Below are 19,361 nucleotides of genomic sequence, written 5' to 3'. Positions count from 1 at the left end.
ATCGGCGGCCGGACACCGGGGACCCGGTCAGGTGAATGCGCTGCGTACGACCTTGCCCGTCGCGTTGCGCGGCAGCGGCTCGGTGCTCACCGTCCAGGACGACGGGATCTTGTATCCGGCGACGAGGCCCGCCAGGTGGGTCCGCAACGCATCGTGGTCGGCCTCGGCGCCGTCCCGCAGCACGACCACGACCGCCACCTCCTGCCCGTACTCCGCGCTGGGGCTGCCGAACACGATCGACTCGGCCACGCCCGGGTGGGTGTCCAGGGCGTCCTCCACCTCCACGGGGTAGATGTTCTCGCCGCCGCGGATGATCAGGTCGCTGCGGCGCGAGTTGATCTCCAGCTCGCCGTCCCGGAGCACGCCGATGTCCCCGGTGTGCAGCCACCCGTCGCCATCGATGGTCCGCGCCGTGGCCTCGGGGTCGTCCCAGTAGCCGAGCATCACCACCGCGCCGCGCACGCACACCTCGCCCTCGACGCCGTCCGGCACCGTCACGCCGTCGTCGTCGCAGACGCGGATCTGCGTGTTCACCGCGGCGCGGCCGACCGAGCGCGGGTTCGCCGCCAACTGCGCCGGCGTGGCGATCGTCGCGGCGGTGGCGCACTCCGTCTGCCCGTAGGTCGCGACCATAGAAGAGGTGGCCTGCGGCAGCAACTCACGCAGGGCGGCACGCATCGCGGGCGGAGTCGGCGCCGCGCCGAGCGAGAACGAACGCAGTGACGACAGGTCGCGGCCCGCGGCGTTGCCTTCCTCGAGCAGCCGGTGCGCCATCGTGGGTACGCCGGTCCAGTGCGTGACGTCTTCGCGCTCGATGAGCTCCAGCACGCGGTCCACGCTGAAACGCCCCGTGGCGATCACCGCTGTCTCCCCGTTGTCGAGACGGGGCACCGCCACGTTGTGCAGCGCGGCGATGTGGAACAGCGGACTGGTCATCAGGTAGCGGCGTTCGGACTGCGGCGCACCCGCTGCGGCCGCGGCCGCGTCGTTGTAGCGGTAGAAGTCGCGGGCGGCGATGAGGTTCCGATGCGAATGCACGACGCCCTTGGGCTTCCCGGTCGTGCCCGAGGTGTAGATGATCACGGCCGGGTCGTCCTCCGCCAGACGTACTCCGGGCGACTCGGCGGCGCCGGGCGCCGCGCCGATGTCGACGAGGTCGGACTCGATGGCCAGCATCGGCACCCGTGCCGCCGGCCACTCCGCCGCGGCCTTCGCGAGGCGCTCGCGGCGGCGCTCGTCGGCGACGATCACCGACGGCCGGACATGCCCGCATGAGTAGGCGATCTCGCCCACCGCCCAGTGCGAGTTCATTGCAACGGCGATCCCGCCCAGAGATGCCGTCGCCCAGAAGGTCACGATCCACTCGATGCTGTTGGCGGCCAGGATCCCCACCCGGTCCCCCGGCCCCACCCCGTACCGGTCGCGGAGCTCCCCGGCCAGCGCGGCGACCATCCGGTAGTGCTCGGCGAAGGTGACCCGCCGTCCGTCGCAGACCAGGTAGACGCGATCGCCGTGCGCGCGTGAGCGTTCCAGCATGTCCACCAGCGAGCGGTCCCGGTCGGCGAACACGGGCATCCGCCTTCCGTGCACGTCCTCCCCGTGGATCACGGGGAGCGTCTCCGGTGCCCGCGCCACGCCCGGGCGCCCCGGCGTCACGCCTTCCACGCGTCGCCGAGCAGGATCATGGAGTTCGAGCTGCCCTCCACACCATGCACGTTGTCATGCCAGGCGGTGTACTCGGCGAAATAGCCGATGTTGATGAACGGCACGTCCTCGTTCACCTGCTGCTGGATCTGCGCCATCGCCTGCAGCTTCGCATCCTTGTCCGTGGCAGTCTGGAACTGGTCCACCAAAACGTCCATCTCCGGGCTGGTGGACATCCCGTAGAGCTGTTTGCCTCCGCTGTGCATGGTGTCGAACATCTTGGCGAACGGGTCCGACTCGCGGTACGACAGCCCCCAGGCGCCCAAGTCGTAGTTCCGTTCGGAGCCGATGACCCGGATCTGGTCGCCGATGGTGGGCATGATCTTGGTGTCGACGTCGAACCCGACTGCTTCGAGCTGCGCCTCCAACGCCAGCGCCTGCTGCTGGCGCGCCTGCTCGGGCGAGTTGATCGAGACGAGCGTGGTGCCGACCCCGTCGGCCTTCGCTTCGGCGACGAGCTTCTTCGCCCGCTCCGGATCGAACTCCGGTCCTGCGGCGTCGGTGTGCCAGCGCGAGTATTCCGGGAACAACTCGCTCTCGCCGTACTCCGGGTCGCCATACGCGCGCTGCGCCAGCACGGACGGGTCGGTCGCAAGCTGAATCGCCTTGCGTACGCGCGGGTCCGATCCCGGACGGCCCGGAGCCGCGTTGATGATGTAGGTGTTCGCGGCGGACGTCATGTTGACGTAGCCCGGCAGGTTCTTGCCCAGCAACTCGGTGACGTCATCGGGCTCGCGGACGAACGTCATGTCGACACCGTCGTTGAAGAACGTCTCCTTGGACACCTCCATCGTGGGCATGTACACCACCTTCACCGCGTCGAGATGCGGCTTGCCGCCCCAATAGTCCGGGTTGGCCTTGAGCGTCATCGACTCGCCCTGGCGCCATTCCCCGAGGGTGAACGGGCCGGCGCCGATGGGCGTGAAACCCTCGCCCGGAGGTCCCGCCGACGGTGCGACGATCATTCCGGGCCCGGAGGTGAGCATCACGTCGAACTCCGGCCACGTCTTGTCGAGCTCGTAGACGACCGTGCGCTCATCCGGGGTGGAGATGCCCGCGACGTTCGCCGTCCACAGTCCGGCTTCCGGCCCTTTGGCCTGCGCATAGCGCTCCTGACTCGCCTTCACGGCCGCCGCGTCGAGCGGGGTCCCGTCGGAGAACTCCACGCCGTCACGCAACGTCATCGTCCACGTCCGATAGTCGTCCGAGTGCGTGAGGCCTTCCGCCATCTGCGGCACCACCGACTGCGACTCCGTGTCATAGCGCATCAGCGAGTCGTAGACGTTCACGAGTTCGAGGCCACCGGTGGTCACCGCTGCGATGGTCTTGGCCGGGTCGACCGCCTTGGGCTCGGAGTACGCGGCGAAGCTGAGCTCGCCGCCCTCGACAGGTTCCCCCTCGGCTTCGGCGACGTTGACCATGCCGTCCTGGAGGTCCGCGACCGCGGTCGCCGATGAGTCGCCGCCCGCAGAATCGCCGGAGTTCGCGCATCCCGTGGCCAGAAGCGCCGCGGCCGCCGCGACCGCTCCCAGCCGCACCAACGCTCGTCGGTTCGATCTCATTGCGGAGTCCTTCCTCGTGCGGGACAGGCCGCCGGCGTTCACCCGGACGCCCCTGGAGCCGCGGAGACCGCGCCGCCCGCGGGATTCATCGGGTCCCGGCGCCTTCCGCGGTCACGCGGTCCGGGCCGTGCCGGTGTTGACCAAGCGTTTGCTACATGAGCAAGGTAACAGACGACCCGTGCGGGCGAAACAGGTCACACTCCAGCTGCGCCGCCGAGCGGGGCCGGCCGCCGGAACACGCGCCGGCCCGCGGTCACCGCCCGGAGTGGAAGCCGCCGAGGAACAGGGACGCCATCAGCTCGGCGAACTCCTCCGTGGAATGGTTCCGCCGGTCCGGCCAGTGCATGGTGGACCACAGCGTGTCGCGGACGGACCGGTAGAAGATCTCCGGCGGGATGTCCGAACGGAACACGCCCTGCTCCGCCCCACGCCGGATCGCCGTCAGCCAGTACCCGCGCATTCCCCTCGACACGTCGTCGACCGGGTCCAGCAGCCCGTGATCGCGCAGGTACGCCCGGTCCCGCTGGTAGATCGCCGTCTGGTGCGGATAGGCCTCGATCACCTCCAGCGTCTCCCGGATCAGCCCGCGCACGACGCCCTCCGGATCGGCCGCGGCCTTCTCCACGCGATCGAACCGCGCCTGGACGTCGGTCATGAACCCGCGCATCAGCTCATCGACGATCGCGTCCTTGGACTTGAAGTAGTGGTAGAGGCTGCCGGAGAACACCCCGGCCGCCTCGCCGATGTCGCGCACGGTGGTGCCCGCGACGCCCTTGGCTGCGAACAGCTCCGCCGAGCCCGACAGGATCGCCTCCCTCCGGTCTCCAGTGGTCCCCATGGTTCCTCCCGTTCGTGCCGCTGATCGGTCACCATCCTTCGTCACCGGCCCACGGGGGGCGCCTCCGCCCCACGCGGGGACTGCGCGTCCGCGTCGCCGCAGAGCCCCGCCACCGGCGCCGATCCAGCGCGGCGCGGGCCGGGTATTGCGTTTGACAGTGATGTCGGTCATTCTAGATCAAGCGCTTGCTCAACTCTGATGGAACGGGATCACCGAGAGCCGGAGGTGCATGTGGAAAACCTGAAGGCGCAACCCGACGGTGCCGCCGTGGACGACCCGGGGCAGCGATTCGCCGCCTACGTCGGCCGGGAGGCGGAGCCGCCGCGGGTGGCGCGCTACGCCGTCAACGAGGCGATGATCCGCAATTGGGCGGAGGCGCACGACGACTTCAACCCCGTCTACGTCGACCGCGCGGCCGCGAAGGCCACAGGCCGACCCGACGTGGTCTGCCCGCCCGCGATGATCTCGACGTGGGTGATGGCCGGCTACCGCCGGCATCGGGAGATCCACCGGCTCCGCGCCGAGGGCGTCACCGAGGACTTCGCGTACTCGCAGCTGCTGTCCGAGCTGGACGCGGCCGGGTTCACGTCCGTGGTCGCCACCGACGTCGAGCAGGACTATCACGCGGAACTGCGCCCAGGCGACCACGTCACCTGCCACTTCACCATCGAGTCGATCTCGCCGATCAAACAGACCGCACTGGGCCGCGGGTGCTTCATCACCCTCCTCAAGCGGTACCTGGATCAGGGCGACGCGCTTCTCGTCGAGGAACGCTTCCGCCTCCTCCGATTCGACCCGACACGCAAGGAGGGCGCCGCGTGAACGCGCAGCAAAGCCCGGACGCCACGCCGCACACCGGGGTGCCGCGGCTGACGATCACACAGGACAACGAGTTCTTCTTCGCCGCGGCGCGCGAGGGCCGCTTGGAGATCCAGCGCTGCACCGAGTGCGAGACGCTCCGGCATCCGCCGTCGCCGTCCTGCCCGCACTGCCGCTCGATGAAGTGGGACACGGTCGAGTCCGCGCGCCGATGCACCCTGCACAGCTACACGGTGCTGCACCATCCCAAGGACCCCGCTTTCGACTATCCGCTGGCCGTCGGGCTCGTGGACCTGGAAGAGGGCACCCGGCTGGTGGCGGACATCGCCGGCATCGACCACGCCGATCTCGAGTTCGGGATGGAACTGGAGGTGGGCTTCGCGGAGCACGCGCATGGCGAGGTGCTGCCGCAGCTCCGCCGGCGCGGGGACGGTGAGCCGCGATGAGCATGCCCCGCTGCACGATCGGCGACGCCCTCCCGCCGCTGGAGATCCCGCTGGACCGGACGCTGATCGTCGGCGCCGCCATCGCCTCGCAGGACTTCGAGGACGTCCACCACGACCCGGGCAAGGCGCGCGACCGCGGCACGCCCGACATCTTCATGTCGATCAACACCACCAACGGCCTGCTCGACCGGTACATCACCGACTGGTCCGGGCCCGCGTCACGAATCACGAGAACCTCTCTGCGCCTGGGGGTGCCGAACTTCCCCGGTGACACGATGACCTTCACGGGCGAGGTCACCGGGCTCGACGGCGACGCGGTGACCGTGCGGGTGCACGGCAGCAACGCGCGCGGCGTCCACGTCACGGCGCAGGTGACCGTCGCACCGGTCGACTCGGCCGTATCCCCGGAAGGAGCCGCGCGATGAGCAGCGGACTGTCCGGCGCCGCCGCGATCGCGGGCATCGGCGCCACCGAATTCTCGAAGAACTCCGGCCGCAGCGAGTGGCAGCTGGCGTGTGAGTGCGTGCTCGCGGCGCTTGACGACGCGCAGATCGGCGTCGACGAGGTCGACGGCGTCTCCCTGTTCACCATGGAGAACAACCCGGAGATCGCCGTCGCCCGCTCGCTCGGCATCCCGCAACTGAAGTTCTTCAGCCGCATCCCGCACGGCGGCGGCGGAGCGTGCGCGCCGGTGCAGCAGGCGGCGCTGGCCGTCTCCTCCGGGGTCGCCGACGTGGTCGTGGTCTACCGCGCTATGAACGAGCGCTCGGGCCACCGCTTCGGCGCCGGCCCGCCCGCCTTCGCCTACAACCAGAACACCGATCAGGAGTACCGCAACTGGATCAACCCCTACGGGCTGCTCACCCCGGCCCAGCAGGAGGCGTTCCTCGCGCAGCTCTACATGCACCGCTACGGGGCCACCAGCGCCGACTTCGGGGCGATCTCCGTTCTCTCACGCAAGCATGCGGCGAACAACCCGGCGGCGTGGTTCTACGAGCGCCCCATCACCATCGAGGACCACCAGGCCTCGCGCATGATCGCCGACCCGATCCGGCTGCTCGACTGCTGCCAGGAGTCCGACGGCGGCCAGGCGCTGGTGATCGTCAGCGCCGAGCGGGCCCGCGACCTTCCGCACCCCCCGGCGGTGATCTCCGCCGCCGCGCAAGGCGTGGGCCCCCAGCAGATCTCGATGAGCAGCTACTACCGCGATGACATCGACGACATGCCCGAGGTGCGGCTGGTCGCGGAGCAGCTGTGGGAGCAGTCCGGGCTGGGCACCGCCGACATCGACGCCGCGATCCTCTACGACGCGTTCACCCCCATGGTGCTGCTTCAGCTGGAGGAGTACGGGTTCTGCGGACGAGGCGAGGCCAAGGACTTCATCGCGGACGGCAACCTGGAGCTCGACGGCAGGCTGCCGGTCAACACCAACGGAGGCCAGCTCGGCGAGGGATACATCCACGGCGTCAACGGGATCGCCGAGGCCGTGCGGCTGATCCGCGGCACTTCGGTCAACCAGCCGGCCAAGGACCTCGCGAACGTCCTGGTCACCGGCGGTTCCCCCGTACCGCACAGCGCCCTCGTCCTCTCCGCCGACCACTGAGCGCGCCTCACCCATCCTCAGGAGCAAGCCATGACAGACCGCATCACCTACGCCCGCGCCACCCACGGTGAGGAGGAGATCCAGGCCGTCGTCGACGTGCTGCGCAGCGGAAGCCAGGGCCTGCGCATCGGCCCGAACGTCGCCGAGATGGAGGAGCGCGTGCCCGCGCTCAGCGGCAAGGCATACGGCGCGATGTGCAACTCGGGCTCGTCGGCGCTCTACCTCGCCGTCGAGCTGCTGGGCCTGCCGAAGGGCAGCGAGGTCATCACCTCGGCGCTGACGTTCTCCACCGACGTCGCCCCGATCATCCGGGCCGGGCTGGTCCCCGTGTTCGTCGACGTCGAGCCGAACACCTTCAACGCCGACGCGGCGAAGATCGAGGCGATGATCAGCGACAAGACCCGCGCGATCCTGCTGCCCAACCTCGCCGGCAACGCCCCCGACTGGGACGCCGTCCGGGAGATCGCCGACCGGCACGGGCTCAAGGTCATCGAGGACTCGTGCGACGCGCTGGGGCCCACGCTGCACGGGCGCCCCACCGGCGCGCGCGCCGATATCTCCGTCACCAGCTTCTCGATGGCCCACATCATCACCTGCGCCGGCAACGGCGGGATGGTCATGGTCGACAGCGAGGAGGAGCGCGACAAGGCGCTGCTGCTGCGGCGCTGGGGCCGCCGCAGCGAGCCGAATCTGTACGGCAGCACCAAGCACGTGGGCCGGGTGTTCCGCGAACAGCTCGACGGCGTCGACTACGACAACGACTTCATCTTCGACGTCGTCCCGTGGAACTTCGAGCCCTCCGAGCTGGGTGCCGCGTACGGGGTGGTGCAGCTGAACAAGCTCGCCGCGAACTACGTGCGGCGCAAGGAGACCTGGGCCGCCTACACCGCCGCCTACGCGGAGTTCCCGGAGTTCTTCACCACCCCGGTCGAGCAGAGCGGCCTGGACACCGCCTGGCTGTGCTACCCGGTGATGGTCAACGCCGACGCGCCGTTCACCCGAAGCGACCTGCAGGAGGCGCTGGAGGGCGACGGGATCGACACCCGCACGGTGTGGAGCGGCAATCTGCTGCGGCACCCGATGATGTCCGGCGTCGAGCACCGGCAGCCGCCGGAGGGCCTGCCGGAGACCGACGCCGTCTTCGAGCGGGGCATGACGCTGGGCATGAGCCACGGGCTGACCGACGCCGAGGTGAAGCGCGTCGCCGAGAGCATCCGCCGGTTCGCGGAGTCGTTCCGGTGACGGCGCCCGCGCCGGCCCGTCCGGTGATCGTGGACCTGGCGCGCACGCCGTTCGGCAAGCGCGGCGGGTGGCTGTCCACGGTGCACGCCGCGGAGCTGCTGGGCACCGCGCAGCGCGGCGTCCTCGACCGTGTGGGCGTCGACCCCGCGCTGGTGGAGGAAGTGATCGGCGGCTGCGTCACGCCGCTCGGCGAGCAGTACGGGCACATCGCCCGCACCGCCTGGCTGCACGCCGGACTCCCGGAGCGCACCGGCGCCACCACCATCGACGCCCAGTGCAGCACCGCCCAGCGCGCGGTGCAGCTCGCCGCCGGGCAGATCGCGCTCGGCGCCATGGACGTGGGCGTCGCGTGCGGCGTGGAGCTGATGACGCGCGCCCCGCTGACCGCCAAGCAGGGCCGGGGCCTGGGCTCGCCGCGCCCCGCATCGTGGTCCGTGGATTCCCCCGACCAGTACACCGGCGCGGACCGCATCGCCGCGCGCCGCGGCTTCACCCGGACGGACCTGGACGCGTACGGCCTCCGGTCCCAGCAGCGCGCCCGGGCCGCGTGGGACGCGGGCCGGCTGGACGGCCAGATCATCCCGGTGACCGCGCCGCCCGCCGACGAGGGCGGGGGTCCCGCGGTGATCACCCGCGACCAGGGCCTGCGGGAGACGTCGATGGACGCGCTGGCGCGGCTGCGGCCGGTCAAGGAGGGCGGGCTGCACACCGCCGGCACCTCGTCGCAGGTCTCCGACGGCGCCAGCGCGGCGGTACTCATGTCCGAGACCCGGGCACGGGAGCTCGGCGTCCGGCCGCGGGCCCGCATCCTCGCGCAGTGCATCGTCGGCGGGGACACCACCTACCTGCTCGACGCGCCGATCGAGGCGGGGGCGACCGTGCTCGACCGCGTCGGCATGACGATCGAGGACGTCGACCTCGTCGAGGTCAACGAGGCGTTCGCCGCAGTGCCGATGTCGTTCGCGCAGGTGCACGGGGTGGCCGAGGACCGGCTGAACGTCAACGGCGGCGCGATCGCCGTCGGGCACCCCGCGGGCGCCACCGGCATCCGCCTGCTCGCGACGGCGCTCGACGAGCTGGAGCGGCGCGATCAGAACACCGCGCTCGTCGCGATCTGCGCCTCCGCATCGACCACCGCCGTCATCCTCGAACGGATCTAGCGCCGGTCGATCCGGCATCGGAAGGAGAAGCTCAGTGGCATTGGCACTGGACGACGACCGCAAGGCGCTCGCGGAGTCCGTCGCGGCGTTCGCGGCGCGCGCGGGCGGCCCGGCCGAGGCGCGCGCCGACTTCGCGCGGTTCGCCGCGGGCGGTCGCCCGTCGGTGTGGGAAGGGCTGTGCGCCCAGGGGCTGCACGCGATCCACATCCCCGAGGCGTACGGCGGCGACGGCGCGGGCATCGCCGAACTGGCGGTGGTCATCGAGCAGCTCGGCCGAGCACTGCTCCCCGGCCCGTTCCTGCCCACCGCATACGCGGGAGCAGTGCTCGCGTTCGCGGCCGCGCCCTCCGACGCGGCCGACAGGGCGCTGCGCGCGCTCGCGGGCGGGGCCACAGCGGCGGTGTGCGCGGGCGGCTCGCTCACCGCCCGCGCCGTCGACGGCGGCTGGGAGATCGACGGGGCCTCCGAGCCGTCGCTGGGCCTGCCGGGGGCCGACGTCGTGCTGCTGCGTGCCGCCGAGGGCAACGGCCACCGGTGGTTCCGCGTCACGCCTCCGGCCGGCGCGGTCGAAGCGGCGAAGGGCGTCGACCTGACCCGCGCGATCGGCACGCTCACGCTGGACGGGCACCGCGTGGCCGGCGCCGACGCGGTGCCCGGCGTCGACGACGGCGATGCCGAGTGGGCGCGGGCGGTGCTGTTCGCGGCGGAGGCCTCGGGGATCGCGACCTGGTGCCTGGACACCGCGGTGGACCACGTACGCACCCGCGAGCAGTTCGGCCGCCCTGTCGGCAGCTTCCAGGCCGTGCAGCACAAGGCCGCGATGATGCTGGTGCGCTCGGAGATCGCATGCGCGGCGGCGTGGGATGCGGCCCGCGCCGCAGACCAGGACTCCGGGCAGCGCGCGATCACCGCCGCGCAGGCCGCTGTGGCCTCGCTGGGCGGCGCGGTGGACAACGCGCTCGAGGGCATCGCGCTGCTCGGCGGCGTCGGCTACACCTGGGAGCACGATGCCCACCTCTACCAGCGCCGCGCGGTGAGCATCGCGGCACTGGCGGGGTCCACCGATCGCTGGGCGGACCGTCTGGGCGAACTCACGCTGGCCGACGCCGAACGCGACTTCACCTTCGTCGGCCCCGACGCGCTGCCCGAGCTGCGTGCGCGGGTGGGAGCGGTGCTCGACGCGACGCCGGGTGTCCGCCGCGTCGACCGCGACAGCGTGCGGTGGGGATCGGCCCGCGGAGACGCGGCGCGCACCGCGCTGGCCGACGCCGGCCTCGTCGCCCCGCACTTCCCGGAGCCCTACGGTCTGGGTGCGGGGCCGGAGGAGCAGGCCGTGATCGCGCAGGAGTTCGCGGCCCGGGGCCTCTCCCAGCCGTCGATGATCATCGGCGAGTGGGTGCTGCCGACGCTGCTCGAGCACGGAAGCGAGGTGCAGCGGAAGCGGTTCCTCGGACCGTCCCTGCGCGGCGAGATCGTCTGGTGCCAGCTGTTCAGCGAGCCGGGCGCGGGATCCGACCTGGCCGGGCTGTCCACCGCAGCCCGCCGTACCGAAGGCGGCTGGCTGCTGCGCGGGCAGAAGGTGTGGAACTCGTATGCGCACGAGGCGGACTGGGGCGTGTGCCTGGCCCGCACCGATCCGTCCGCGCCCAAGCACCGCGGGATCTCCTATTTCCTGGTGGACATGCGCAGCCCCGGCATCGAGGTGCGGCCGCTGCGCCAGGCCACCGGCCGCGCCGAGTTCAACGAGGTCTTCCTCGACGACGTCTTCGTCCCCGACGAATGCCTGGTGGGCGAGCCCGGCGAGGGCTGGCGCCTGGCCACCATGACGCTCGCCAACGAGCGGCTGCGCATGGGCGGGGCGCAGGGCCACGGGTCCAGCCGGCGTATCCGCGGGATCGTCGCCGCGGGCGAGCACGACTGCGCGCGCGCCGACGCGGTGCACGCGCTCGGCCTCGCCACCAGTCGCGAGCTGGCGCTGAACGCGATGAACCTGCGCGGGGTGCTCGCCCGGGTCGCGGGGCGGTCGCCCGGCGCCGAGATCAGCGTCGCCAAGCTCTACAGCGCCATCGCGCAGCGTGACGGCTCGCGGGACCTGATGCGACTGCTGGGGCCCCGGGCGGCGGTGCACGACCACCCGCCCGGCGCCGTCCCCGACGACGCCCTCGACGACCACGCCACCGATCACCTGGGGCTGCCCGCGATCCTCTTCGGCGGCGGCACCATCGAGATCCAGCTGAACGTGATCGCCCGCAGGGTGCTGCGCCTGCCGCAGTGACCGGCCCCGCACCCACGTTCCGCACATTCCCAACACCGCACCGCAGACCAGGAGCGACGCACATGCATCCAGAACTCTCCCCGGCGTCCACGGCGCTACGCACCGAGCTGCGCGAGTACTTCGCCGCCACCATCGACGACGACGACCGGCGCGCGTTGATGGACCAGACCGAGGGCGGGCCGGTGTTCGACCGGATCCTCCGGAAGATGGGCGCCGACGGCTGGCTGGGACTCGGCTGGCCCGCCGAGTACGGCGGGCGCGGCGAGGACCCGGAGGCCCTCTACGTGTTCTACGACGAGGTGATCCGGGCGGGCGCGCCGCTGTCGCTGGTCACGCTCAACACGGTGGGCCCGGCCCTCATGCACCACGGGACACGGGAGCAGAAGGACTACTTCCTGCCGCGGATCCTCGCGGGGGACCTGATCTTCGCCATCGGCTACACCGAGCCGGGTGCGGGCACCGACCTGGCCTCCCTGACCACGCGCGCACGTGTGGACGGTGACGAGCTGGTCATCGACGGCAACAAGATCTTCACCAGCGCCGGCATCCACGCCGACTGGATCTGGCTGGCGGTGCGCACCGACCTGGAAGCCCCACGGCACAAGGGCATCTCGGTGGTGCTGGTCCCCACCGACGCACCCGGCTTCTCCGTCACCGAGATCCGCACCGTCGGCGGCATCAGCACCTCCGCCACCTACTACGACGAGGTCCGGGTTCCGCTGAGCAACGTCGTCGGCGAACTCGGCGGCGGGTGGGGCTTGATCACCAGCCAGCTCAACCACGAACGCGTGGCGCTGGCCGCGCGTGCGGGCATCGCCGACCAGCTGCTGACCGAGGTTCTCGAGTGGGCCAAGGCCGAGCCGCACGGCGACGGCGGCCGGGTGTACGACCTGCCGTGGGTGCGCAGCAACCTCGCCGAGGTGTACGCGCTGCTCAGCGCCCTCGACCTGATGAACCTGCGGCTGGTGGCGGACGTCGCTGCGGGCACGCTCGGCGGCGGCGACTCCGCGGCCGCCAAGATCATGGGCACCGAGGGCGTCGTCACCGCCTACGGCAAACTTCAGGAAGTCCTGGGCGCCAAGGGCCTCCTGCGTTCCGGCAGCCCCGGGGCGGCGCTGGAGGGCCGCGTCGAGGCGCTGGGGCGCCGCGCCCAGAACAACACCTTCGGCGGCGGCACCAACGAGGTGATGCGCGAGATCGTCGCCGCCAAGACCCTCGGCATGACCACCGCCGCACGCCGCCGCACCGCCGAACCCACCACGTCTGGAGCCCGCTGACCATGCAATTCGAATTCTCCGAGGACCACGCCGCGATCGGCGGTCTCGCACGGCAGATCTTCTCCGCCCGCGCCTCCGCGGACGCGCTCCGCGAGGTCGAGGACGCCGGTGGTTTCGACGCCGGACTCTGGCAGGCGCTCGCCGAGGCGGACCTGCTCGGCGTGGCCCTCCCCGATTCGGCCGGGGGCGCCGGCATGGGCATGCTCGGACTCGTGGCCCTGCTCGAGGAGCAGGGACGGCGGGTGGCGGCAGTGCCGCTGTGGTCCTCCATCGCCGGCGCGGCGCTCCCGCTGGCCGAGTTCGGCACCGACGCCCAGCGACGGCGATGGCTGCCCGGTTTCCTCGAGGGATCGCACGTCCTCACCGGCGCCTTCGAGGTGGGCGACGGTACCGGGCTCGCGGTCCGGGCCGAGGCCGACGGCGACGGCTGGGCCCTGCACGGCTCCCTCGCCGCCGTGCCCGCGGCGGACCGGGCGGCGGCGTTCGTCCTGCCCGTGCGACTGCCGACCGGCGCGCCCGCCGTCGCGGTCGTCCCCGCCGACGCCGCCGGGGTGACGACGACCGCCGTCGACGTCACCAGCCACGAGAGCCACGCGGCGGTCGATCTCGACGGCGTGGCGGTCACCGCGGCGGACCTGCTGGACGGCGACGGCGCGCACATCGTCTCCTGGACATTGCGGCGCGCCCGCGTCGCGCTGGCGGCCCTCGCCGCGGGAGTGTGCTCCGAGGCGCTCGCCATGACCGCCGCCTACACCTCCGAGCGGATGCAGTTCGGCCGCGCGCTCTCGACCAACCAGGCCGTCTCCGTGCGCGCCGCCGACACCCACCTCGACGCGGAGAGCATCCGGCTCACCGCCTGCCGGGCCGCCTGGCTCATGGACGCCGGGCGCGAGGAGGAGGCGGAACCCGCCGCGCTGGTGGCCAAGTGGTGGGCGTCGCGAGGAGGCCTGCGCGCGGTCCACGCCACCCAGCATCTGCACGGCGGCATCGGCGCGGACGTGGACTACCCCATCCACCGGTATTTCCTCCGCGGGCGGCAGATCGCATTCACGCTCGGCAGCGCCGACGCCGTCGCCGCCGAGCTCGGCGCCGCCCTCGCCTGAACCGCGCCTCGTTCCAGCCTGCTCCGACCCTGATGCCCGTCCACGATCCCGGGAGGTCCTCTTGCCGCACGGCCCCGATCGCACCACCGCCCCGCCGGCGCCGCCGGTGTCGATGATCGAACGCGTGACGCTGATCGTCGACGCCTTCCACAACGCGGGCGAGTCGCTCACCCTCGGCGGCATCGCGCGGCGCGCGGGCCTGCCTTACTCGACCACCCACCGCATCCTGGAATCGCTGATCCCCCTCGAGTGGGTCAGCCAGACGCCCCTCGGCTACAGCCTCGGCCGCCGCGGGCTGCGGTTCCGCAACAGCGCCGCGGACTACTCGGCCCTGCGCGGCCCCGCCGCGCCGCACCTGCACGCGCTGCACCTGAGGACCGGCACACCGGTGTTCCTCACGGCGATGGACGGCATCGACGAGCTGGTGCTGGACCGGATCGGGGGCGGCCGCACCGCGACGCCCGGCCTCGAGGTGGGGGCACGCGGCGCGCTGCACCGCACCGCCGGCGGACGCGCGATGCTGTCCGCCATCGCCCCCGAGGACGTCGACGAGCTGGTCGCGGTGTCGCCGCGGGGCGGTCTTTGCGGCCCGCCGCCGTCGGTGCCGGCGCTGCACCGCGAACTCGACCGGGTGCGGCGGCGCGGCGGGCTCTCCGTCGAGCGCGCGGCGACGGTCCCCGGTTTCGGCGCCGGCGCGGGCCGCATGAGCGCCGCCTCCGCCATCGTCGGACTCGCCGCCCCCGTGTTCGGGCCCCGGGGCGCCACCGCCGCGGTGTCCCTGCACGCGCGGCCGACCGCACCGATCCGTGAATGGTGCATCCCGCTGCTCGTGCAGGTGGCGCGCCGGATCAGCGACGAGCTGGCGGACAGCGGCCGGGACGCCCGGCCCGCCGTCCCGGCCTCCGCCTGAGCGTCCGGGACATCACGCGGCGCCGGGCGCCCGGTGCCCGGTGCCCGGTGCCGCACGTGCGGGCGAAGCCCACTTGAGACCCACTCGACTCCTAATCCACGACGCCTTCGGCCCGCAGCGCTGCGACGACCCGTGCCGCGTCGTCCTCGGGCGCGCCGTCAGCCGTGCGCAGATGCACCCGCGGCGCGACGGGCTCCTCGTACGGCGAATCGATGCCGGTGAAGTTCACCAGCTCACCGCGGCGGGCTTTGCCGTAGAGCCCCTTGGGATCACGCGACTCGGCCACTGCGAGCGGCGTGTCGACGAACACCTCGTGGAACTGGTCCGCGCCGACGGTCTCGCGGGCCGCGTCCCGGTCCGCACGGAACGGCGAGATGAGCGAGACCAGCACGATCAGGCCCGCGTCCGCCATGAGCTTCGCCACCTCGGCCACGCGCCGGATGTTCTCCACCCGGTCGGCCTCGGTGAAGCCCAGGTCGCGGCCCAGGCCGTGCCGCACGTTGTCCCCGTCGAGCAGGTAGGTGTGGCAGCCCCGCGCGAACAGGTCGCGCTCGACGAGGTTGGCGATGGTCGACTTGCCCGCCCCGGACAGCCCGGTGAGCCAGACGACCGCCGGCCGGTGGCCGTTGCGGGTCGCCCGCGCCTGCGCGTCCACGTCCACCTGCTGCCAGTGGATGTTGTCGGCCCGCCGCAGCGCGTGGTCGATCATCCCCGCGCCCACCGTGTTCCCCGTAATCCGGTCGATCAGCACGAAGGCGCCCGTGGGCCCGCCCTCGGCGTAGGCGTCGAACGGCACCGGGCGGTCGAAGCTCACGTTGCACACGCCGATCTCGTTGACGCCGAGGGTCGTCGTCGCCGTGTGCTCGAGGGTGTTCACGTTGATCTTGTACTTGGGGCGGGTGATCCGGGCTTGGACCGTCGCAGTGCCGATCCGGCACAGGTAGGGCCGTTCCGGAATCATCTCCTGCTCGGCCAGCCACACCACGTGCGCGGCGAACTGGTCGGACACCGCCGGCGCCTCGTCCGCGGCCGCGATCACGTCGCCGCGGCTCACGTCGATCTCGTCGGCCAGGGTGAGCGTCACCGACTGGCCCGCGACGGCCGGGTCCAGGTCGCCGTCCATGGTGACGATCCGCTCGACCGTGCTCGTCTGCCCCGACGGCAGCACGCGCACCGCGTCTCCCGGGGCCACCGTGCCGGAGACCAGCTGGCCGGAGAACCCGCGGAACGTGTGGTCCGGGCGGTTCACCCACTGCACCGGCATGCGCATCGGCCGGGCCTGGCGGTCGTCGTCGATCTCCACCGACTCGAGGTGCTCGATCAGCGACGGCCCCTGATACCAGGGGGTGTTGGGGCTCGGGCCGGTGAGGTTGTCGCCCATCAACGCCGACATGGGGACGGTGACCACGCTCGGCGCGCCGATGCGCCCGGCGAAGGCGCGGAAGTCGCGGTCGATCGCGTCGAACACCTCCTGCGAGTAGTCCACCAGGTCCAGCTTGTTGACGGCGAGGACCACGTGCCGGATTCCCAACAGCGACACCAGGTATGAGTGCCGCCGGGTCTGCTGCAGCACCCCCTTGCGCGCGTCGACGAGGAGCACGGCGAGGTCGGCGGTGGATGCGCCCGTGACCATGTTGCGGGTGTACTGCTCATGCCCCGGGGTGTCGGCGACGATGAACTTGCGCTTGGTCGTGGTGAAGAAGCGGTAGGCCACGTCGATCGTGATGCCCTGCTCGCGCTCGGCCGCGAGGCCGTCGACGAGCAGCGCGAAATCCAGGTTCGCGCCCTGCGTCCCGGACTTGCGCGAGTCGGTCTCGAGCGCGCTGAGCTGGTCCTCGAAGACCAGCTTGGACTCGTAGAGCAGCCGGCCGATCATCGTCGACTTGCCGTCGTCCACGCTGCCGCAGGTGATGAAGCGCAGCATCGACTTGTGCGCGTGCATCTCCAGGTAGGCGTCGATGTCGGAGCCGATCAGGTCGGCGTCCACCGCGCGGTCCGGTGCGACCGGTTCGGATACCTGCGCCATCAGAAGTAGCCCTCCTGCTTCTTACGCTCCATCGACGCGGCGCCGTCCTTGTCGATGACGCGCCCCTGCCGCTCGGATGTGGTGGTCAGCAGCATCTCCTGGATGATGCCGGTCAGCGTGTGCGCCTCGGACTCGACCGCGCCGGTCAGCGGATAGCAGCCGAGCGTGCGGAATCGGACGCTGCGCATCTGCGGGGTCTCCCCCTCGGCGAGCGGCATGCGGTCGTCGTCGACCATGATCAGCGTGCCGTCGCGCTCGACCACCGGACGCTTCTCGGCGAAGTACAGCGGCACGATCGGGATGCTCTCGCGCAGGATGTACTGCCAGATGTCGAGCTCGGTCCAGTTCGACAGCGGGAACACGCGCAGCGACTCGCCGCGGGCCTTGTTCAGGTTGTAGAGCTGCCACAGCTCGGGGCGCTGGCGCTTGGGGTCCCACCGGTGCTCGGGCGAGCGGACCGAGAAGATGCGTTCCTTGGCCCGCGACTTCTCCTCGTCGCGGCGGGCCCCGCCGAACGCGGCGTCGAACCCGTACTTGTCCAGCGCCTGCTTGAGCCCCTCGGTCTTCCACATGGTGGTGTGCAGCGCGGACCCGTGGTCGAACGGGTTGATCCCGCGTGAGACGCACTCGGGATTGCGGTGGACCAGCAGGTCCAGATCGTCCGCGGCGGCGATCGTGTCGCGGAACTCGTACATCTGCCGGAACTTCCAGGTGGTGTCCACGTGCAGCAGCGGGAACGGCAGGCGCGACGGATAGAACGCCTTGCGCGCCAGGTGCAGCATCACCGACGAGTCCTTGCCCAGCGAATACAGCATCACCGGGTTCTCGCTGCCGGCGACGGTCTCGCGCATGATGTGGATGCTCTCGGCCTCGAGCCGTTCGAGGTGGGTGAGGGTCCGCGCGGGCCCCCGCGCGGTGGTTGCGGGACTGCTCATCGGGCCAGTACCTCCAGGGTGTGTGCGGCCAGTTCCGGCCGGCAGATCAACAGGTCGGGAAGCTTCGGTTCCGGGCGGTTGTAGCGCAGCGGCGAACCGTCGACGCGCGAGACATGCAGGCCCGCGGCGCGCGCGACGGCCACCGGGGCCGCCGAATCCCACTCGAACTGGCCGCCGACGTGCGCGTACACCTCGGCCTCGCCGCGCACCACCGCCATCGCCTTCGCCCCGGCGGAGCCCATCTCCACGAGGGTCCCGCCGAGGGGGCCGGCCAGGCGCAGTATCGGTTCGGGGCGCCGGGTGCGGCTCACCAGGATCCGCGGCGAGGCCGGGGACGGGGCCGCGAGCGGGTCCGGGTGCTCGGCGCTCGAGTACGTCACGCCCAGCGCCGGCAGCGCCACCGCGCCGGCCACCAGGTCGCCGCCCTCGACGAGCGCCACGTGCACGGCCCAGTCGGTCCGCGGAGGCTCGCCGTACTCGCGGGTGCCGTCGAGCGGGTCGACGATCCACACCCGGTCGGCGGTGAGCCGCGCCGCGTCGTCGGCGCCCTCCTCGGACAACACCGCGTCGCCCGGAAAACGTGCGCCGATGAGCCGCATGAGCTCGTCGTGGCTACGCGCGTCGCCGCGGTCCCGGAGCGCCTTGCGTGCTGCATCGTCGAGCCCGGTGCCGGCCTCCGCGCGCAGCCGCAGCAGCAGGCGCCCGGCCGCGTCGGCGAACTCCGCCGCCGCGGCGGCGTCCGCGACGTGCGGTGGCCGCTGGTCCACTTCGGTCATGAGGTCTTCTCCGTGCATTCGACGATGGAGCGGGCGAGCGCGGCGGTCGAATAGGCGACCAGTTCCTCGCGCGCTCCCCCGCGCAGCCACTTGTTGGTGAGCGTGTCCGCGATGCCCGTGAGTCCGGCCCACACGTACAGCACCATCGCGGGGTCGTCGCGCAGCGTGCGGCCTTCGGCGTCCGCCGACTCCGCGAGCGCACGGTGCAGGGCGGCGAACTGGCGGTCCGAGCACGCGCGCAGCTCGCGCACCGACTCCCGTTCCATTCCGCTGCCGTCGACCGTCTGCCACGTGGAGGCCAGGTAGCCGACGCGCTTCCACTGCCGCGTCGCCTCCGGCACGATCGCCGCCAGCACCCCGGCGACGCCGCCGTCGCGCGGCAGCGCTTCGATGAACTCCGCCAGCTCGGTCTCCGCCTCCTGCAGGAGCGTGATGAAGATGTCCTGCTTGTCGACGAAGTACTGGTAGATCAGCCCCGGGCTTATGCCGGCCCGCTTGGCGACGGCGCGGTTGGTGAGCGCGGGATAGCCGCCCTCGTCGAGCAGTCCGACGGCCGCGTCCAGCACCGCACGGCGCCGGGCCACAGCGTCGCCGTAGACGGAACCGCCCCGCGGTGTTCTTCCCTGCGTCGAGGTCATAAGGCCAAGATAACCACAAATTGACCATTGATCAATCTGTGGTGCCG

General features: G+C 71.7%; 17 protein-coding genes. 10 read left to right on the top strand and 7 right to left on the bottom strand.

From position 1 onward, the window contains the following. Positions 1-27: 27 nt before the first annotated feature. From FO059_RS00715 to FO059_RS00705, 3 genes are all read right to left on the bottom strand, one after another. Positions 28-1,656, bottom strand: a complete 1,629-nt coding sequence (locus FO059_RS00715; protein WP_143905525.1) for a class I adenylate-forming enzyme family protein — start codon at positions 1,654-1,656, stop codon at positions 28-30. After that, positions 1,653-3,266, bottom strand: coding sequence for an ABC transporter substrate-binding protein (locus FO059_RS00710; protein ID WP_143905523.1), 1,614 nt, complete (start codon positions 3,264-3,266; stop codon positions 1,653-1,655). Before FO059_RS00710 ends, FO059_RS00715 begins: the two co-directional genes overlap by 4 nt. A gap of 253 nt (positions 3,267-3,519) precedes the next feature. Beyond that, the gene (locus tag FO059_RS00705) at positions 3,520-4,104 is read right to left on the bottom strand and encodes a TetR/AcrR family transcriptional regulator (RefSeq protein WP_143905521.1); all 585 of its coding nucleotides are present in this window, start codon (positions 4,102-4,104) and stop codon (positions 3,520-3,522) included. 267 nt (positions 4,105-4,371) lie between these two features. Between FO059_RS00705 and FO059_RS00700 the strand changes: the two genes are divergently transcribed. The 10 genes from FO059_RS00700 to FO059_RS00655 all read left to right on the top strand — a co-directional run bounded on the left by FO059_RS00700 (position 4,372) and on the right by FO059_RS00655 (position 14,939). After that, entirely contained in the window at positions 4,372-4,926 is a 555-nt protein-coding gene (locus tag FO059_RS00700; RefSeq protein WP_372497890.1) for an FAS1-like dehydratase domain-containing protein, read from the top strand. After that, entirely contained in the window at positions 4,923-5,369 is a 447-nt protein-coding gene (locus FO059_RS00695) for a Zn-ribbon domain-containing OB-fold protein (RefSeq protein WP_143905517.1), read from the top strand. Before FO059_RS00700 ends, FO059_RS00695 begins: the two co-directional genes overlap by 4 nt. After that, complete coding sequence (locus FO059_RS00690; protein ID WP_143905516.1) at positions 5,366-5,794, top strand: hotdog family protein; 429 nt, start codon at positions 5,366-5,368, stop codon at positions 5,792-5,794. Before FO059_RS00695 ends, FO059_RS00690 begins: the two co-directional genes overlap by 4 nt. After that, positions 5,791-6,972 (top strand): lipid-transfer protein, encoded by a 1,182-nt coding sequence (locus FO059_RS00685; protein ID WP_143905514.1) that lies wholly within the window; start codon positions 5,791-5,793, stop codon positions 6,970-6,972. The genes FO059_RS00690 and FO059_RS00685 overlap by 4 nt, the downstream gene beginning before the upstream one ends. 30 nt (positions 6,973-7,002) lie before the next feature. Continuing rightward, positions 7,003-8,214, top strand: a complete 1,212-nt coding sequence (locus FO059_RS00680) for a DegT/DnrJ/EryC1/StrS family aminotransferase (RefSeq protein ID WP_143905512.1) — start codon at positions 7,003-7,005, stop codon at positions 8,212-8,214. Beyond that, complete coding sequence (locus FO059_RS00675; protein WP_143905510.1) at positions 8,211-9,374, top strand: steroid 3-ketoacyl-CoA thiolase; 1,164 nt, start codon at positions 8,211-8,213, stop codon at positions 9,372-9,374. The genes FO059_RS00680 and FO059_RS00675 overlap by 4 nt, the downstream gene beginning before the upstream one ends. 34 nt (positions 9,375-9,408) lie before the next feature. Next, positions 9,409-11,649 (top strand): acyl-CoA dehydrogenase, encoded by a 2,241-nt coding sequence (locus FO059_RS00670; RefSeq protein WP_143905507.1) that lies wholly within the window; start codon positions 9,409-9,411, stop codon positions 11,647-11,649. Positions 11,650-11,711: 62 nt separating this feature from the next. After that, positions 11,712-12,926, top strand: coding sequence for an acyl-CoA dehydrogenase family protein (locus FO059_RS00665; RefSeq protein WP_143905506.1), 1,215 nt, complete (start codon positions 11,712-11,714; stop codon positions 12,924-12,926). Positions 12,927-12,928: 2 nt separating this feature from the next. Continuing rightward, positions 12,929-14,029: an acyl-CoA dehydrogenase family protein gene (locus FO059_RS00660; protein ID WP_143905504.1), complete on the top strand. Its 1,101-nt coding sequence runs from the start codon at positions 12,929-12,931 to the stop codon at positions 14,027-14,029. A 124-nt stretch (positions 14,030-14,153) separates the two neighbouring features. Beyond that, positions 14,154-14,939: an IclR family transcriptional regulator gene (locus FO059_RS00655; RefSeq protein WP_158726595.1), complete on the top strand. Its 786-nt coding sequence runs from the start codon at positions 14,154-14,156 to the stop codon at positions 14,937-14,939. A gap of 91 nt (positions 14,940-15,030) precedes the next feature. Here FO059_RS00655 and cysN read toward each other — a convergent pair whose 3' ends face one another. Genes cysN through FO059_RS00635 form a run of 4 tightly spaced genes read right to left on the bottom strand, consistent with a single transcriptional unit; the run spans position 15,031 to position 19,314 of the window. Continuing rightward, a complete protein-coding gene (gene cysN / locus FO059_RS00650) occupies positions 15,031-16,965 on the bottom strand; it encodes a sulfate adenylyltransferase subunit CysN (protein WP_143905500.1) in 1,935 nt (644 codons plus the stop codon). Next, a complete protein-coding gene (cysD, locus tag FO059_RS00645; RefSeq protein WP_143905498.1) occupies positions 16,965-17,900 on the bottom strand; it encodes a sulfate adenylyltransferase subunit CysD in 936 nt (311 codons plus the stop codon). The genes cysN and cysD overlap by 1 nt, the downstream gene beginning before the upstream one ends. Beyond that, on the bottom strand, positions 17,897-18,676 hold the full coding sequence (locus tag FO059_RS00640) for a 3'(2'),5'-bisphosphate nucleotidase CysQ (protein ID WP_143905496.1): 780 nt from the start codon (positions 18,674-18,676) through the stop codon (positions 17,897-17,899). Before FO059_RS00640 ends, cysD begins: the two co-directional genes overlap by 4 nt. Continuing rightward, positions 18,673-19,314 (bottom strand): TetR/AcrR family transcriptional regulator, encoded by a 642-nt coding sequence (locus tag FO059_RS00635; RefSeq protein ID WP_143905494.1) that lies wholly within the window; start codon positions 19,312-19,314, stop codon positions 18,673-18,675. Before FO059_RS00635 ends, FO059_RS00640 begins: the two co-directional genes overlap by 4 nt. Positions 19,315-19,361 lie beyond the last annotated feature (47 nt).

This window comes from Tomitella fengzijianii, assembly GCF_007559025.1.
GTDB lineage: Bacteria > Actinomycetota > Actinomycetes > Mycobacteriales > Mycobacteriaceae > Tomitella > Tomitella fengzijianii.
The sequence above is the reverse complement of the archived record's forward strand: the minus strand, read 5'-3'. Positions and strand labels throughout refer to the sequence as shown.

Excerpts from the sequence above, each read along its gene's own strand:
- FO059_RS00705 (WP_143905521.1), bottom strand. The coding sequence starts at position 4,104 with ATGGGGACCACTGGAGACCGGAGGGAGGCGATCCTGTCGGGCTCGGCG.
- FO059_RS00635 (WP_143905494.1), bottom strand. The coding sequence starts at position 19,314 with ATGACCTCGACGCAGGGAAGAACACCGCGGGGCGGTTCCGTCTACGGC.
- cysN (WP_143905500.1), bottom strand. The coding sequence starts at position 16,965 with ATGGCGCAGGTATCCGAACCGGTCGCACCGGACCGCGCGGTGGACGCC.
- FO059_RS00710 (WP_143905523.1), bottom strand. The coding sequence starts at position 3,266 with ATGAGATCGAACCGACGAGCGTTGGTGCGGCTGGGAGCGGTCGCGGCG.
- FO059_RS00690 (WP_143905516.1), top strand. The coding sequence starts at position 5,366 with ATGAGCATGCCCCGCTGCACGATCGGCGACGCCCTCCCGCCGCTGGAG.
- FO059_RS00680 (WP_143905512.1), top strand. The coding sequence starts at position 7,003 with ATGACAGACCGCATCACCTACGCCCGCGCCACCCACGGTGAGGAGGAG.
- FO059_RS00660 (WP_143905504.1), top strand. The coding sequence starts at position 12,929 with ATGCAATTCGAATTCTCCGAGGACCACGCCGCGATCGGCGGTCTCGCA.
- FO059_RS00640 (WP_143905496.1), bottom strand. The coding sequence starts at position 18,676 with ATGACCGAAGTGGACCAGCGGCCACCGCACGTCGCGGACGCCGCCGCG.
- FO059_RS00665 (WP_143905506.1), top strand. The coding sequence starts at position 11,712 with ATGCATCCAGAACTCTCCCCGGCGTCCACGGCGCTACGCACCGAGCTG.
- FO059_RS00685 (WP_143905514.1), top strand. The coding sequence starts at position 5,791 with ATGAGCAGCGGACTGTCCGGCGCCGCCGCGATCGCGGGCATCGGCGCC.
- cysD (WP_143905498.1), bottom strand. The coding sequence starts at position 17,900 with ATGAGCAGTCCCGCAACCACCGCGCGGGGGCCCGCGCGGACCCTCACC.